Origin of the sequence: Streptomyces graminilatus (assembly GCF_001418565.1) — a bacterium.
GTDB classification, from domain to species: Bacteria; Actinomycetota; Actinomycetes; order Streptomycetales; family Streptomycetaceae; genus Streptomyces; species Streptomyces graminilatus.
In genome coordinates this window covers 1-15,145 of record NZ_LIQQ01000659.1, presented here as the reverse complement: position 1 = coordinate 15,145, position 15,145 = coordinate 1, and the positions used below count along the sequence as shown (strand labels likewise).

Annotated in this window: 12 protein-coding genes and 1 pseudogene; 1 reads left to right on the top strand and 12 read right to left on the bottom strand. The window is 71.5% G+C overall.

The features are described 5' to 3' along the window. From AOK08_RS39335 to AOK08_RS39300, 8 genes are all read right to left on the bottom strand, one after another. On the bottom strand, positions 1-572 hold a 572-nt coding region (locus AOK08_RS39335), incomplete at its 3' end, for a LysR family transcriptional regulator (protein WP_157876996.1). A gap of 70 nt (positions 573-642) precedes the next feature. After that, positions 643-1,836, bottom strand: a complete 1,194-nt coding sequence (locus AOK08_RS39330) for a glycine C-acetyltransferase (RefSeq protein ID WP_055535021.1) — start codon at positions 1,834-1,836, stop codon at positions 643-645. 111 nt (positions 1,837-1,947) lie between these two features. After that, positions 1,948-2,976 carry an L-threonine 3-dehydrogenase gene (gene tdh / locus AOK08_RS39325; RefSeq protein WP_055535019.1) on the bottom strand — a complete coding sequence of 343 codons (1,029 nt, stop codon included), beginning with the start codon at positions 2,974-2,976 and terminating at the stop codon, positions 1,948-1,950. A gap of 190 nt (positions 2,977-3,166) precedes the next feature. Beyond that, positions 3,167-3,751, bottom strand: a complete 585-nt coding sequence (locus tag AOK08_RS39320) for a GAF domain-containing protein (protein ID WP_055535017.1) — start codon at positions 3,749-3,751, stop codon at positions 3,167-3,169. Then, positions 3,748-4,356 (bottom strand): GTP-binding protein, encoded by a 609-nt coding sequence (locus tag AOK08_RS39315; RefSeq protein ID WP_055535015.1) that lies wholly within the window; start codon positions 4,354-4,356, stop codon positions 3,748-3,750. Before AOK08_RS39315 ends, AOK08_RS39320 begins: the two co-directional genes overlap by 4 nt. Then, the gene (locus AOK08_RS39310) at positions 4,334-4,705 is read right to left on the bottom strand and encodes a DUF742 domain-containing protein (protein ID WP_055535013.1); all 372 of its coding nucleotides are present in this window, start codon (positions 4,703-4,705) and stop codon (positions 4,334-4,336) included. The genes AOK08_RS39315 and AOK08_RS39310 overlap by 23 nt, the downstream gene beginning before the upstream one ends. Before the next feature lie 2 nt (positions 4,706-4,707). Beyond that, positions 4,708-5,142 (bottom strand): roadblock/LC7 domain-containing protein, encoded by a 435-nt coding sequence (locus AOK08_RS39305; protein WP_055535011.1) that lies wholly within the window; start codon positions 5,140-5,142, stop codon positions 4,708-4,710. A 122-nt stretch (positions 5,143-5,264) separates the two neighbouring features. Next, positions 5,265-7,487 (bottom strand): sensor histidine kinase, encoded by a 2,223-nt coding sequence (locus AOK08_RS39300; RefSeq protein ID WP_055535009.1) that lies wholly within the window; start codon positions 7,485-7,487, stop codon positions 5,265-5,267. 742 nt (positions 7,488-8,229) lie between these two features. Here AOK08_RS39300 and AOK08_RS39295 point away from each other — a divergent pair. Then, positions 8,230-8,520 (top strand): annotated as a pseudogene (locus AOK08_RS39295) (3-oxoacyl-ACP synthase); the annotation flags it as partial. Positions 8,521-8,772: 252 nt separating this feature from the next. Here AOK08_RS39295 and AOK08_RS39290 read toward each other — a convergent pair. The 4 genes from AOK08_RS39290 to AOK08_RS39275 all read right to left on the bottom strand — a co-directional run. Then, the gene (locus AOK08_RS39290) at positions 8,773-9,648 is read right to left on the bottom strand and encodes a 3-hydroxybutyryl-CoA dehydrogenase (RefSeq protein ID WP_055535006.1); all 876 of its coding nucleotides are present in this window, start codon (positions 9,646-9,648) and stop codon (positions 8,773-8,775) included. Continuing rightward, entirely contained in the window at positions 9,645-10,616 is a 972-nt protein-coding gene (locus AOK08_RS39285) for a 3-oxoacyl-ACP synthase III family protein (RefSeq protein ID WP_241827294.1), read from the bottom strand. Before AOK08_RS39285 ends, AOK08_RS39290 begins: the two co-directional genes overlap by 4 nt. A 107-nt stretch (positions 10,617-10,723) precedes the next feature. Further along, entirely contained in the window at positions 10,724-12,046 is a 1,323-nt protein-coding gene (ccrA, locus tag AOK08_RS39280) for a crotonyl-CoA carboxylase/reductase (protein WP_055535004.1), read from the bottom strand. A 96-nt stretch (positions 12,047-12,142) separates the two neighbouring features. Next, a partial coding sequence (locus AOK08_RS39275) for an SDR family NAD(P)-dependent oxidoreductase (RefSeq protein WP_157876995.1) occupies positions 12,143-15,145 on the bottom strand: 3,003 nt, incomplete at its 5' end.

Sequence of the window (15,145 nt, the reverse complement as noted above, 5' to 3'; positions counted from 1 at the left end):
TCCGCGAGCGGTACCTCGCGGGCGTCGGCGAGGCGGTGGGTGACCGGGACGACCGCGTCGAAGGGCTCGGCGTAGAGGGGGACGTGGGTGAGGCGGGGGTCGTCGGCGGGCGGCGCTCCCCGGTACTCGACGGCCACCGCGACGTCGACCTGCCGGTCCAGCACCATCGGCAGGCTGGCGTCGCCCTCGGCGTCCTGGACGCGGATCCGGATGCCGGGGGCGGTCTCGGCGAGGCGGGCCAGGGCGGGGGCGACGACCAGGGCGATGCCGGTTGCGAAGGCGGCGACGGTGACCGTGCCCGCGGCGCCCGAGTCGTACGCGGCCAGCTCGGCCTCCGCGCGCTCCAACTGGGCGAGGACCACGTTGGTGTGGGCGAGCAGGATCTCGCCGGCCGGGGTCAGCCGTACGCCCTTGGCGCCGCGCTCGACGAGCCGGTGGCCGGTCTCCTGCTCCAGGGCCGTGAGCTGCTGGGAGACGGCGGAGGGCGTGAGGTACAGCGCGGCGGCAGCCGCCGTCACCGTACGGTGGTCCGCCACCGCACGCAGGATGTGGAGCCGCCGCGCTTCGATCATGCGAGCGATTATCCAGCACCCGCGCCCAGGACCCGACGAGTCCTGGGACGCTACCCCCCGACCGGCCCGGTCAGCCCTCCAGCTCCGCCCTGGCCGCGACAAAGGCGTCGACCGCGCGGTTCACGTCCTCGGTGGAGTGCGCCGCCGACAACTGGACCCGGATCCGGGCCTGCCCCTGCGGCACGACCGGGTACGAGAAGCCGATCACGTACACGCCCCGCTCCAGCAGCAGCTCCGCCAGGCGGCCGGCCTTCGTGGCGTCGCCGATCATCACGGGGGCGATGGCGTGGTCGCCGGGGAGGATGCCGAAGCCCTCCTCGGTCATCCGGCGGCGGAACAGGGCGGTGTTCTCGGCGAGCCGGGTCCGCAGGTCGTCCGCCGACTCCAGCAGGTCGAGCACCTTCAACGAGGCGGCGGCGATCACCGGGGCAAGCGTGTTCGAGAACAGGTACGGGCGTGAGCGCTGGCGCAGCAGCGCGACGATCTCGGCGCGCGCGGCCACGTAGCCCCCGGACGCGCCGCCCAGCGCCTTGCCGAGCGTGCCGGTGACGATGTCCACGCGGTCCATGACGCCGTGCAGCTCAGGGGTGCCCCGGCCGCCCGGGCCGACGAACCCGACGGCGTGCGAGTCGTCGACCATGACCATGGCGTCGTACCGGTCGGCGAGGTCGCAGATCTCGCGCAGCGGGGCCACGTACCCGTCCATGGAGAACACGCCGTCGGTGACGACCAGACGGCGCCGCGCGTCGGACGCGTCCTTCAACTGCCGTTCCAGATCGGCGAGATCGCGGTTGGCGTAGCGGAAGCGGCGCGCCTTGGACAGGCGGATGCCGTCGATGATCGAGGCGTGGTTGAGGGCGTCGGAGATCACCGCGTCCTCGGCGCCGAGGAGGGTCTCGAAGACACCGCCGTTGGCGTCGAAGCAGGAGGAGTAGAGGATCGTGTCCTCCTGCCCGAGGAACGCCGACAGCCGGGCCTCCAGCTCCTTGTGCACCTCCTGCGTACCGCAGATGAACCGCACGGAGGCCATGCCGTAGCCCCAGCGGTCGAGCGCCTCGTGGGCGGCGGCGACGACCTCGGGGTGGTCGGCGAGGCCGAGGTAGTTGTTGGCGCAGAAGTTGAGGACGTCGCCGGGGCGTCCCCCCGAGGTGACGGCCACGGTCGCCGACTGCGGGCCGCCGATGACGCGCTCGGGCTTGTGCAGACCGGCGGCGCGGATCTCGTCGAGGGTGGCGCGCAGATCGTCGCGCACGGAGTCGAACATGAGGAAGCTCCTGAAGGTGTGCCTGAAGGAATGGCTGGCGATGCGACTGGCGAAGCGGCTGGCGAAGCGGCTGGCGACATGCCCTGGTATACGCCTGAAGATACGGCGGAGTTACGTGTTCCAGTCCAGGATGACCTTGCCGCCCCGGCCGCTCGCCGCGTCCGCGAACGCGGCCTCGTGGTCACGGTGGTCGTAGCGGCCGGTGATGACCGGCGCGAGGTCGAGGCCGCCCTCCAGGAGTACCGACATCGCGTACCAGGTCTCGAACATCTCCCGGCCGTAGATCCCCTTGATGGTGATCATCGAGGTGACGATCCGGGTCCAGTCGACCGGGAACTCCTCGGACGGCAGGCCGAGCATGGCGATGCGTCCGCCGTGGGTCATGTTGGCGATCATCTCGCGCAGTGCCTCGGGGCGGCCGGACATCTCCAGGCCGATGTCGAAGCCCTCGCGCAGACCGAGGGTGCGCTGGCCGTCCGCGATGGTCGCCCCGGAGACGTTCAGCGCCAGGCTCGCGCCGATCTTGCGGGCCAGTTCGAGCCGTTCCTCGCTGACGTCGGTGACGACGACGTTCCGCGCTCCCGCGTGCCGGGCGACCGCCGCCGCCATCAGGCCGATCGGGCCGGCCCCGGTGATCAGCACATCCTCCCCGACCAGCGGGAACGAGAGCGCGGTGTGCACGGCGTTGCCGAACGGGTCGAAGATGGCCGCCACGTCGAGGTCGACGGGCACGCGGTGCACCCACACGTTGGCGGCGGGCAGCGCCACGTACTCGGCGAAGGCACCGTCCCGGCCGACGCCGAGCCCCACCGTGGCCCGGCACAGGTGACGGCGCCCGGCGAGACAGTTGCGGCACCGGCCGCACACCAGGTGTCCCTCGCCGCTGACCCGCTCGCCGACACCGATCTCGGTGACATCGCGCCCGACCTCGACGACCTCGCCGACGAACTCGTGCCCGACGACGAGCGGCGTACGGATCGCCTGCCGCGCCCAGCCGTCCCAGGCCCGGATGTGCAGGTCCGTGCCGCAGATCCCGGTCCTGAGCACCTTGATCAGTACGTCACCGGGGCCGACCGCCGGTTCCGGTACGTCCGCCAGCCACAGCCCGGGCTCCGCCTTGTCCTTGACCAGCGCCTTCAACGCAACGGCTCCTTCGGGTAGCCCCCGGGGCAGCGCACACCGAAGGCGCCCGTGGCGGGGAGAGGGGTGAGGCCGGGAAACGGGGGCCGCGAGAGGAAATCTGCCGTACGCCGGGTCGCTGGTCCATCGAGGTTTTCTTAAGCGCCGCCGCAGCTTTCCTTCACACCGTCCCTGGTCGCGGCGCCGCCCGTCAGCCGGGGGCCTCCCCCGGCGCGAGCCGCCCGGCCAGTTCCGCCGCCATCGCCTTGATGGTCTCCAGCCCCGCCCTCCCCCACGGGCGCGGCTCGAAGTCGGCGACACACACCGTGCCCAGCGCCATGCCCGCGTTGTCCAGGAGCGGCGCGCCCAGATAGGAGTGGATGCCGAACTCGTCGACGACCGGATTGCCCGCGAACCGCGGATAGTCCCGGACGTCCTCCAGGACGAGCGCCTTGCGCCGGACCACCACATGCGGGCAGAACCCGTGGTCGCGCGGCAACTGACGGCCCACCCGAGGCTTCACCTCACCGGAGTCGCCACCACCACCGCCACCGCCCCCGGGACCGAGACCGGGAACATGGAGCCCGGCGAAGAACTGCCGCTCCTCGCCGACGAAGTTGACCATCGCGTACGGCGCGCGGACCAGCTCGGCGAGCCGGTCCGCGAAGGCGTCGAGGGCGGGCTCGGGCCGTTCCCCGAAGCCCAGCCCGCGCAGTCGCCGGGTGCGGGCCGGGGCCTCGTCGTCCGCGGGGGTCAGCAGCAGACGACCGGCCGGGCGGGGCGGGCCGTAGCTCATGGGCGGGCTCCCTCGCTGTGGGCGCTGGGGGCGGGCGCCGGCGCGTGCGCGAGCAGATGCCGTACGAGGACGAGCAGGGTCTGCACCCCCGAACTGGAGATCCGGGCGTCGCAGCGCACGATCGGGATCTCGGGGTCCAGGTCGATCGCGGCGCGCACCTCCTCGGGGTCGTAGCGGTACGAGCCGTCGAACTCGTTGATCGCGACGATGAAGCCGAGGCCGCGCTGCTCGAAGAAGTCGACGGCCGCGAAACAGTCCTCCAGGCGCCGGGTGTCGGCGAGGATCACCGCGCCGAGCGCCCCCTCGGAGAGCTCGTCCCACATGAACCAGAACCTCTCCTGTCCGGGCGTGCCGAACAGATAGAGGACGTGTTCGGGGTCCAGGGTGATGCGGCCGAAGTCCATCGCCACGGTGGTCTCGACCTTGTTCTCGATGCCTTCGAGACTGTCGGTCGAGGCGCTCACCGTGGTGAGCAGTTCCTCCGTGCTGAGCGGCGCGATCTCGCTCACCGCGCCGACGAGGGTCGTCTTGCCGACTCCGAACCCTCCCGCCACCAGGATCTTCAACGCGGTGGGGAAGGGATCAGAGCTGTCGTCGTAGTCCATCTAGCACTGCCTCCAGAAGGGACCGGTCAGTGGGTTTGTGGTAGAACTCGGGCGGTTTCGTCGTCAGCGCCCCGCAGTCGACGAGGTCGGACAGCAGCACCTTGGTGACCACCGCGGGCAGCTTGAGCTGGGCGGACACCTCGGCGACCGAGACGGGCACCCGGCACAGGTCGAGCGCGTGAGCGTGCTCAGGGCCGAGGTAGCCGAGGGGGGTGGCTCCGGTGGCCATCACCTGCGACATGAGGTCGAGGGCGGTGGTCGGCCGGGTCCGGCCGTTGCTGACGGTGTAGGGGCGCACCAGCCGTCCGGCCGCGTCGTCGAGCCAGGGCCCGTCGCCGGCCGCCGTCACGCTCAAGGCCTCATCGCCGTAGGTTCGACGGCGGACTGCCGGGGCGCGGTCATCAGGTACGGGCGGACGCTCTTGACCAGCATCGCCATCTCGTAGCCGAGGACCGCGGCGTCGGCCTCGCGGCCGGCCAGCACGGCGAGGCAGGTGCCGGAGCCGGCGGTGGTGACGAACAGCAGGGTCGAATCGAGTTCGACGACCACCTGCCGTACCTCACCGCCGTCCCCGAACCGCACGCCCGCGCTGCGTCCGAGCGAGTAGAGGCCGGAGGCCAGGGCGGCCATGTGGTCGGCGCTGTCCGGGTCGAGTCCGTGCACGGACTTGACCAGTCCGTCGCAGGACAGGAGTACCGCGCTCGTGGTGTGCGGTACGCGCTGGACGAGGCCGCTCATCAGCCAGTCGAGATCGGATACATGGCCGGTCGGCAGGTCGCTCGCCATGGTGGATCGACTCCTTGAGGTACGAAGGTCTGCGGGAGCGCTGAGGGTGGGGGCAGGGTCGGTGCGGTGACTGGTGGTGCCGTGGCTGGTGGTGCCGTGGCTGGTGGTGGTGCGGAGGGTGGTCATCCGGCCGGTGCGCTCCCGTCGTGCCGGGCGGTGAGGTCCAGATCGTGTCCGGGGGCGCGCAGCCGGTGCGCCTCGGATATCGGAGGCGGGTCCATGGGCGGTACGTCCATGGGGGCCCTGGGGTCCGAATCGCCGACGTCCCTGGGGTCCCTGGGGTCCCTGGGGTCCCTGGAAGGCACCGCGGCGTCGGCTCGGCCCACGCCTCCGCCCGTCGGCGGGACACCCGTGGAGGGGATGCCCGGCAACTGGACGGGCTCCGGCGCCGGGTGCGGCACCTCCGCCAGGGCCGGGTAGGCCGACTCCCCGTACATCGGTTCGCCGTACGCCGGTTCGCTGTACGAGGGTTCCGGGGACGCCGGTCGCCCGGCCGGCGGCCGAGTGTGCGCGGACTCCCCGTACTCCGCCTCGTACGCCCTCTCCATCGCAGCCACGGCCGGGTCGGTGTAGTCCGCCTCCAGTTGGCGTGCCTCCGCGAGCCCGATGCCGCGCTGGAAGGCGGCCATGAGGCCCGGGTCGTGCCCGACGTGCTCGGTCTCCGGGCGGGGGGCCGCCGGACCGCCGCGCAACTGGGGCGCGATGTGCTCCTGGGCACGGCGGCGGGGCAGTTGGGGCTTGCCCATGGTGCCGCGCACCGCGCTGCCTCGGGGGGTGGGCGCCGCCGCCGTGTTCTCGGCGACGGTCTTCCGGTCGCCGGGCCGTACCCCGGGCATGGCCTCCGCGGGGTTGGGCCGCTCCACGCGGGCCCCGCGTACGGGCAGCGGTGCCGGGGGCCGGCCGTTCGGCGCCGCGGGCCTGGGTGCCTCCGGCCGTCGGTGTGTCGAGCCGCCGGGCTGGGTGCCGGGGCCGGGTGTCGCAGGCGCCTGGTGCCGTCCCTCGTGACCGGCGGCCGACGGGCGCTGCCGGGGCGGCTCGGCGACCCGCCGCATGCCGCCGGTCTCCTGGGTCCGGGCGGGGGCCTGGGGCTGAGCCGTCGCCTGGGGCATGGACCGGGGTACGCCCGCGCCGGTGTCCGTGTCGTTGCCCAGCAGCCCCTGCGGTACGACGAGTACGGCCTGCACACCGCCGTAGATGTTGGTCTGGAGGCGGACGTGGATGCCGTGCCTGCGGGCGAGCTGGGAGACCACGAAGAGGCCGATGCGGCCGTCCTGGAGCAGGCTGGCGACGTTGACCTGGTCGGGGTCGGTGAGCAGCGTGTTCATCTTGTGCTGCTCCTCCACGGGCATGCCGAGGCCGCGGTCCTCGACCTCGATGGCGAGCCCCGAGGTCACGAGGTTGGCGCGCAGCAGCACCTGGGTGTGGGGGGCGGAGAACACGGTGGCGTTCTCGACGAGTTCGGCGAGCAGGTGGATGACGTCGGCTACGGCGTGTCCGCGCAGGGTGCCGTCGATCGGGGGCACGAGCTTGACCCGCGAGTACTGCTCGACCTCCGCGATGGCCGAGCGGAGCACCTCCGTCATGGAGACGGGGTTGCTCCACTGGCGGCGGGAGACGGCGCCGCCGAGGACGGCGAGGTTCTCGGCGTGCCGGCGGATGCGGGTGGCGAGGTGGTCGACGTGGAAGAGGCCCTTGAGGATGTCCGGGTCCTCGATCTCGTGTTCCAGCTCGTCGAGGATGGAGATCTCGCGGTGCACGAGGGACTGGAGGCGGCGGGCGAGGTTGACGAAGACCTCGACCTTCTGTTCGCTGCCCGCCTGGCTGGAGAGCTGCGAGGCCTGGACGACGGCGGCCACGGCGCTGTCGTGGGCGCGGGTGAGGTCGGCGCCGAGGAGTTCGAAGTCGTCGGCGTCGGTGGCGGGTACGCCCCGCGTCCTGCGGGCGGGCGGCGGGTCGCCGCGCCGCAGCCCCTCGACGAGGGCGCGCAGTTCCACCTCGCCCCGGGCGCTGACGCGGCGCAGGGCGCCCAGGCGTTCGTGCACGGATCTGGCGGTGCGGTCGGCGGCCACCAGGGCGATGACGACGCCCACGAGGGCCACGCCGACGGCTCCGGTGAGCACGGCGAGCAGGGTGAGGGTGGGCCGTACGCCGGTGGTGCGGACGATGAACAGGACGGCCGCGCAGGCGCTGAGGCCGACCGCGAGCGGTGGCAGCACGGCGAGCCGCATGAGCTGGGGCCGTATCTGGGTCTCGGGCAGTGAGGGGACGGTACGGGCGACCGGCCGACCGTGCCGCCCGCCCTCACGGCGGTCTGCGCGGGGGGCCGGTGCTCGGAGGTGAGACATCTTCGTCCTCGTACTGGTGCGTCGGGACCTGCGGGACCGCGCGTCTGCGCGACTCGGGCGTGCGCCATCACGGTGCCGGTCGAGAGTCGGAAAACGGCCCTGTGTTGCCCGGCGGCCACTCACAGTAGTCGGCAACGCATCATGCGCGGTGGGCAGTTGACAAACTCCCCCGAACGGGTCGCCGGTCTGGTATGGCACCTGCCACGGCAGACCGATAAGCCTTTCGGATGCACGTTCCCCCGGCCCACCAAACCGATCAGAGCTGGTCGGAACCGGTCACGAACAGACGGCGAGGGTCAGGGATTCACCTGCTCCCCGGCCCTCGCCGTCCGTACGGTTGTCCGCACGTCGTCCGTTTTAGCCCGTGACCGTCAGCCCGCGGAAACCACCCTGGGCACCCCGCCGCCGTCGCCGGTTCCGCCCTGAATGTCACCGGCCGTGTCGGTCCGGGCCCCCCGCCACATCAGCCGTACGAGTGATATCGGCCCTACGAGTGGCATCGACCGCTCCGCCATTCGGCGGCATCAGCCCGCCGCCGGTCCCCCGGCGCAGGACAACCGGGCGCCCGCCCGACAAAAGCGGTGGCCGACGGGCTCGGGAGCACGGAAGAAACCGGATCAACAGGTTCAACACATCCATGTCCGGGCGCACTTCCGGACGAGGTGGCCTGGACGGTTTTCTGGTGATCGAGAGCAGGCCGGTTGAACCGGCAACCAGAAACACCCGGGAATGAGGTGGCCTCGTGCCACAGCCTTGTGTCGCCGTCGTCGCGGGTGTCGGGGCCTGTCTTCCGGAGCAGGTCGTCAGCAACGACGATCTGGTCCGGGACGGCCTCAACACCTCCGACCGTTGGATCCGCTCGCGTACGGGGATCGCCCGCCGCCGTCGCGCCGGTCCCGGAACCAGTACGGGGGACCTCGCCGTCGAGGCCGGGGCCGCCGCGCTCGCCGCCGCGGGTGTTCCGGTGGTGGACCTGGTCGTCCTGGCGACCACCACCCCGGACGGTGCCGGCCGCCCCGCCATGGCCGGCCGTCCCGTCGGTGTCGTACGCCGGCCGGCCGCCCTGAGTGTGCACCGCCCACTCCCTACCTGTGTCCGGCACTCACCATCGCGTGCAGCCCCTCCGGCCTGAACCTGAGGGGCTGCACGGGCGGCGGACGAGGCGGCCTGTACGCGGGGCGAGCTGTCGGAGTTCTCCTCGCCCGGCCCGTACGGACCCGGTGGCCCTGGTAGCCGCTGAACAACGGATCATTCCGGGGGCGCTCACCCCGTGACTCACCTCGGGTCACTGATACGTGTAGAAGCCCCGCCCCGATTTCCGGCCCAGCAGGCCGCCTTCCACCATCCTGCTCAGGAGCGGCGGGGGCGCGAACAGCGGTTCCTTGTACTCCTCGTAGAGCGCGCCCGCGACGGACGCGACGATGTCGAGGCCGATCAGGTCGGCCAGCCGAAGTGGGCCCAGCGGGTGGGCGCAGCCCGCGACCATGCCGAGGTCGATCCCCTCGGCGGAGGCGAACCCGGATTCGAGCATGCGGATGGCGCTCACGAGGTAGGGGATCAGCAGGGAGTTCACCACGAAACCGGTGCGGTCCGGGGAGACGATCGTCGACTTGCCCAGGACGTCCGCGGTGAACGCCCGCGCCCGCGTCATGATGTGCTCCTCCGTCAGGAGGGAGCCGACCAGTTCGACGAGCGGCAGGTCGGGTGCCGGGTTGAAGAAGTGCATGCCGATGACGTGACCGGCCCGGTCGGTGGCACGGGCCAGTCGCATGATGGGCAGGGACGAGGTGTTCGAGGCCAGGATCGCCTCCGGGTCCTCGACGATCTTGTCGAGTTCGGCGAACAGGGACAGCTTCGCCGGTTCGTCCTCCACGATGCACTCGACGACCAGTTGACGGTCCGCCAGTTCCGTCCGGTCCGTGGTGAACTCCACGCGTCCCAGGATCTGTTCGCGCTGCCGCTCGGTGATCCGTTCCTTGCGGAGGGCACGGTCGAGCGACGCGGTCAGCTGGCCCCGGGCCCGGGCGGCGGAGCCGGTGCCGGAGACGGCGACGCGTACGTCGAGCTCCGCCCGCGCACACACCTCGGCGACGCCGACACCCATCGTGCCGCCGCCCACCACCCCGACCCTGCTGATGTCGTCGTCGCCGTGCGGGGTCATCGCGACCCTCCCCAACGCAGCAGTCCGGCGCCGAGGGACATGCCGCCGCCGAAGCCGGCCAGCAGGACCAGGTCGCCCTCGCCCAGTTGGCCGCGCAGGTTGGCGTCGTGCAGGGTGTACGCGACCGAGGCGCTGCCCATGTTGCCGTACTGCTCCACGGTGCGGTGGCTCTGGGCCTTCTCCAGGCCGGTGTGCTCGACCAGTTCGTCCAGCATCACGCCGTTGGGCTGGTGCGGCACGAAGTGCTGGACATCCCCCAGGGTCAGTCCGTGGGCGTCGGTCAGTGTACGGACGGCCGGCGGAAGGTTCTCGTTCACGAAGTTCCGTACGTCCTGGCCCTCCATCCTGAGGAAGTGGCCGCCGTCCGCGACGGTTTCGGCGGACGCCGGGATACGGCTGCCGCCCGCCTCGACCCGGATCAGCCCGTGCGCGTCACCGCGTCCGGCGAGTTCGAACCCCAGGAAGCCGCGCCCCTCGGGCACCTGCCCCACGACGGCCGCGCCCGCCCCGTCACCCATGAGTGCGGCTGTGCGGCGGTCGGTGAAGTCGACGAACCGCGAGTAGACCTCGGCGGCGACGACCAGGGCGTGGCTGCCCGGCCGCTGGGCCACCAGGCCCTGGGCCAGGGCCAGTGCGTACACGAAGCCACTGCACACCACGTTGATGTCGAGACAGGCCGCGCGGTACGCCTGGATCTCCTTCTGGACGAGGTGCGCGGTCGGCGGCTGCGGCGAGTCACCGGTCGACGTCGACACGATGAGGTAGTCCAGGTCGGTGGCGGCGAGCCCGGACCGCTCAAGTGCCTGCTCCGCCGCCCTCGCGGCCAGGTCGGAGGTGGCCTCGCCCGGCGCCGCGTACCGGCGGGAGACGATCCGGGTCTTGCGGGTGATCCACTCGTCCGTCAGCCAGGAGTCGGTGACGGCCAGCTTCTTCGCCACCTCCTCGCTGGAGATCGCGGTCTCCGGCACGTATCCGCCGGTTTCCAGTATTCCAATCGATGTTTCCGCCACCACAGCCAGCGCCTCTCATGAATGAACCGGGTCGTCTACCAAAAAACAGCCGGAATACCGGAACCTCAGACCAGCTTCAGCCGGTCCTCACCGATTTTCTCCCGCATTGCGGGATCCGTGACACCGAGCCCCTTCTCCGGAGCCATGCACAGGACACCGACTTTTCCGATGTGTTCATTCTGCTGCACCAGCCGCGCCGCTTCCCCGACATTTTCCAGGGAATACGTCGTCGAGAGCATCGGGGCCAGATATCCGAGTTCGAAGAGCCGGTTGCACTCGGCCTTCTCCTGGAGATTGGCGATGTGACTGCCGACGATCCGCTTGAGGTTCATCCACAGATACCGGTTGTCGAACTGGTGCTGATATCCGGTGCTGGAACCGCAGGTGACCACCGTGCCGCCGCGGCGGACGACGAAGACGGACACGCCGAAGGTGGCGCGGCCGATGTAGTCGAACGCGACATGCGGATCCTCGCCGACCTCCTTGCGGATGAGGCGGCCGAGCCGTTTGCCGATCTCGATCGTCTCCTCGGGAGAGGCCGGCTCGCCGCCGCCCATCCCGATCTCGTTGCGGTCGATGATCACCTCGCAGCCGAGCCTGCGCAGCACCTCGGCCTTCTCCGGGGAGCTGACGACGCCGACCGGGATACCGCCGGCCCTGCGCACCAGCTGCACGGCGTATCCGCCGAGTCCGCCGGTCGCCCCCCAGATCAGCACGACGTCACCCACCTTGATCCGGGCGCCGCGCTCGCTGATGAGCATGCGGTACGCCGTACCGGCGCACAGCGTGTTGGACGCGGCCTCCTCCCAGGTGAGATGCGCCGGCTTGGGCAGCAGCTGGCTGGCCCGTACCACGGTGTAGTGCGCCAGTCCGCCGAAGTTGGTCTCGAAGCCCCAGGCGAGCTGGTTGTTGCCCATCATGCCGTCGCCGTGGGTCGCGGGTTCCTGGTCGTCGACGTACGCCGGGCTGACCACCACATGGTCGCCGGCCCGCCAGTGCCGCACCCCGCTGCCCGCCTGCACGACCACGCCGGCGCCGTCGGAACCGACGACGTGGTACGGCAGATCGTGGCGGGCCGCGTAGCCGCCCTGGCGGCCGAAGCGGCGCAGGAAGCCGAAAGTGGGAACCGGCTCGAACATCGCCGACCACACGGTGTTGTAGTTGATCGAACTCGCCATGACGGCGACCAGCACCTCGTCCGGCGCGAGTTCGGGCATGGGCACCCGGCCGACGTGCAGGGATTTCCGGACGTCCTTGTCCTGGACCCCGGCGAACATTTCGGTGTCCTCGGCCCGCAGATAAGCGGCGAGATATTCACTGGGCGGACTCAGCCGCGCCAGTTCTTCGGAAGAGGCGCCATTGACGACCGCCTCGTACACATCGTCCATTCACCACACCACCCAGGGAAAGATACGTCCTAGAATTCATCATGTACGGCCGTCCGGCCCACAGAATTCGCTAACACAGCGGTCCTAGCAGGACGTCTAGTCTTCGCCGTCCGCCGAACCGGCGCCGAGCCGCTCGTCGAGCCAGTCGGTGACCGCCCGGGCCGTGGAATCGGCGTGGCCCTCCATCATCGTGAAATGGTCACCGGAGACATCCACGACCGTCCGCGCCCATTGCCAGGAGGTCCGCCAGAAATCGACGCCCCGGTCCGGGGCGATCCCGGGCAGCGGGTCGGAGGCGCGGACCAGGAGTGTCGGCGCGGCGACCTCCCGCTGCTCCAGATCGAGCAGCAGGTCGCCGTACCAGGAGGACGCGCTCAGCCGGAGCCCGTCCATGGACACGTAGCCGTCGTTCCGCTCCTCGTAGATGCCGGACATCAGGGAGTCCGTGATGTTCTGCAGCGCGGCGTCGTCCGGCGCGTACGGGTCGATGAGCACGACGGCCGCCGGGGCGTCGCCCGTGTCCTCCATGTGCCGGGCCAGGGCGTGGGCCAGATAGCCGCCCGAGGACATGCCGAGCAGCACGAAGGGGGCACCCTCCGTCTGCCGCCGGATGCGCTCCGCCTGGGCCTCCAGCAGGATCTCGGCGTTCTCCGGAAGGATCTGGCCGACCCGGTAGCCGGGCAGCCCCAGAGCGGTGACGTCCCGAACCCCCCGGAACGACGCCGCGAACCGCGCGAACTGGTGCGGTCCGGCCACCGGAACATGGGAGGGCAGGCAGAACAGCTGGGCCGTCGCCGCGCCCGTGGCCAGTCGGACCGGTTCGGTGTGATCGGCGAGCAGGGCCGGCTCCGGGGACTTCGGGAGCAGCCGGGCCGCCTGCCGCAGCAGGTCGAAGGCCTCGTCCGAACGGCCCTGTGCGTAGCTGCTCGCGAAGATGGAGACGAGCAGATCCGGTGCCGCCGCCTCTTCGGCCGCCTGCGGCGACGGCTCCTGCGGCGCCGACAGCAGCGCGAGTTCCGCGCCGAGGAAGTCGGCGAGCTTGGCGGGGGTCGCGTGGTCGAACACCAGCGAGGTGGGGAGTTTCAGTCCGCTGGCCGTGCCCAGCGCGTTGCGCAGCTGGATCGCGGTCAGTGAGTCGAAGCCCAGCTCCAGGAACGGCCGGTCCGGTTCGATCGCCTCCGGCCCGGTGTGGCCGAGCACGGTGGCGACCTCGCCGCGTACGGCGTCCAGGAGGGCGTCGGCGCGGGCCTCCGCGGCCAGCCCCGCCAGCCTGGCCGACAGCGACTGCCCGGAGGTCGGCGCCGTCGGCTCGTCGCCCGCCAACGCCTTGCGGGCTTCGGGCAGTTCGTCCAGCAGTCGGGTGGCACGGGCCACGGCGAACGACGGGGCGAACCGCGTCCAGTTCATGTCGGAGACGGTGACGCAGGTGTCCCCGGCGGTCAGCGAGTCGCGCATCGCCGCGATGGCGAGGTGCGGCGGCATGGCGTGGATACCGCGCAGGCCGAGCTGTTCCGCCACGCCTTCCGTGGTCGCCATGCCCACCTCCGCCCAGGCTCCCCAGGCGACCGAGGTCGCGGCGAGCCCAGCGGCCCTGCGGTACTCCATCAGCGCGTCCACCTCAGCGTTGGCGGCGGCGTAGGCGCTCTGTCCGCCGCTGCCCCAGACCGCGGAGATGGTGGAGAAGGTCACGAAGGCCTCCAGCGAGTCGCCCAGCAGCTCGTGCAGGTTGCGCGCACCCACTGTCTTGGCCCGGTAGACCTCGGCGAACTCCGCGGTGCCGATGTCCGTCAGGGCGGTGAGGTGGCTGATGCCCGCGGTGTGCACGACCCCGCGCACCGGAGTGCCCTCGTCCGCCAACTCTGCGATCAGACGCGCCAGTTCGTCGCGGTCGGCCACATCGCATGCCACCACGCTGGCTCGGCTGCCCAACTCCTCGATTTCACTGAGGAGTTCGGCCACTCCGTCGGCGTCGGGGCCGCGCCGGCTGATCAGCACCAGCCGCTCGGCGCCTGCCCCGGCCAGCCAACGCGCGGTTTCCCGGCCCAGTCCGCCGGTGCCACCGGTGACCAGGACGGTGCCGGACGACGGCTGCCAGCGTTCCCTCGTGCTCTCCACCGCGGGAGCCTGGACCAGCCGGCGGGCGAAGACCCCCGCGGGCCGGATCGCGACCTGGTCCTCGGTCTGCCCTGCGGCTCCGGCCAGCAGACCCACCAGACGGACGGCCAGTGCGGCGTCGACTGCTTCGGGCAGGTCGACCAGACCGCCCCAGCGTCCCGGGTGCTCCAGGGCCACCACACGGCCGAGGCCCCACACGCCCGCCTGGGCCGTGTCCGTCACCTCGTCGGAGCCGCCCACGGAGACCGCGCCCCGGGTCACGCACCACAACGGGGCCTGTACGTCGGCGTCGCCGAGGGCCTGCACCAGGGCCACGTTCGCGGCCACACCGGCCGGGACCGGGGCGGACAGGCCGGAGGTGTCCGCGTTCCCGCCGCTCAGCAGCGCGGCGAAGGACAACACCCCGTTGACGTCGGCCGCCGTACCCGCCGAATCCTCGGAGAGTTCGGCGATGGCTCGGCCGAGGCTCTCCCGTGTGGCGTCGGCCGGTACGTCGATCCGTACGGCCTCCGCGCCGGCCCCGGTCAGGGCCTGGGTCACGGCGTTCGCCCACTCGTCCGCGGCCGTCCCGGCCGGTACGGCGAGGAGCCAACGCCCCGTGAGCGCCACCCCCGCCCCGAACTGCACCGGGCGCCAGGCCACGTGGTAACGCCAGCCGTCCACCGTGGACCTTTCCTGCTGCTCGCGCCGCCAGGAGGCGAGCCTGGGCAGCGCCTCGCCAAGCGAGGTCTCACCGGGCAGCTCCAACACCCGGGCCAGCGCGGCGAGATCCTCCTGCTCCACGGCCTCCCAGAACCCGTTCTCCGCGGAACCGGCCACATCCGCCACGGTGTTGGCGTCCTGTGCCGGGCGCCGACGGGGCCAGTAGTGACGGTGCTCGAAGGCGTACGTCGGCAGTGCCACCCGGTGTGCCGCGCCGGCCGGGTAGGTGCTCGTCCAGTCGACGGGGAGGCCGTTGACGTGGGCGTGGGCCAGCGCGGTCGC

What these genes read in the sequence shown, in the direction of transcription:
- AOK08_RS39330 (WP_055535021.1), bottom strand. Translation starts at nt 1,836, where the DNA reads ATGTTCGACTCCGTGCGCGACGATCTGCGCGCCACCCTCGACGAGATC.
- AOK08_RS39320 (WP_055535017.1), bottom strand. Translation starts at nt 3,751, where the DNA reads ATGAGCTACGGCCCGCCCCGCCCGGCCGGTCGTCTGCTGCTGACCCCC.
- AOK08_RS39315 (WP_055535015.1), bottom strand. Translation starts at nt 4,356, where the DNA reads ATGGACTACGACGACAGCTCTGATCCCTTCCCCACCGCGTTGAAGATC.
- AOK08_RS39305 (WP_055535011.1), bottom strand. Translation starts at nt 5,142, where the DNA reads ATGGCGAGCGACCTGCCGACCGGCCATGTATCCGATCTCGACTGGCTG.
- AOK08_RS39300 (WP_055535009.1), bottom strand. Translation starts at nt 7,487, where the DNA reads ATGTCTCACCTCCGAGCACCGGCCCCCCGCGCAGACCGCCGTGAGGGC.
- AOK08_RS39290 (WP_055535006.1), bottom strand. Translation starts at nt 9,648, where the DNA reads ATGACCCCGCACGGCGACGACGACATCAGCAGGGTCGGGGTGGTGGGC.
- ccrA (WP_055535004.1), bottom strand. Translation starts at nt 12,046, where the DNA reads ATGGACGATGTGTACGAGGCGGTCGTCAATGGCGCCTCTTCCGAAGAA.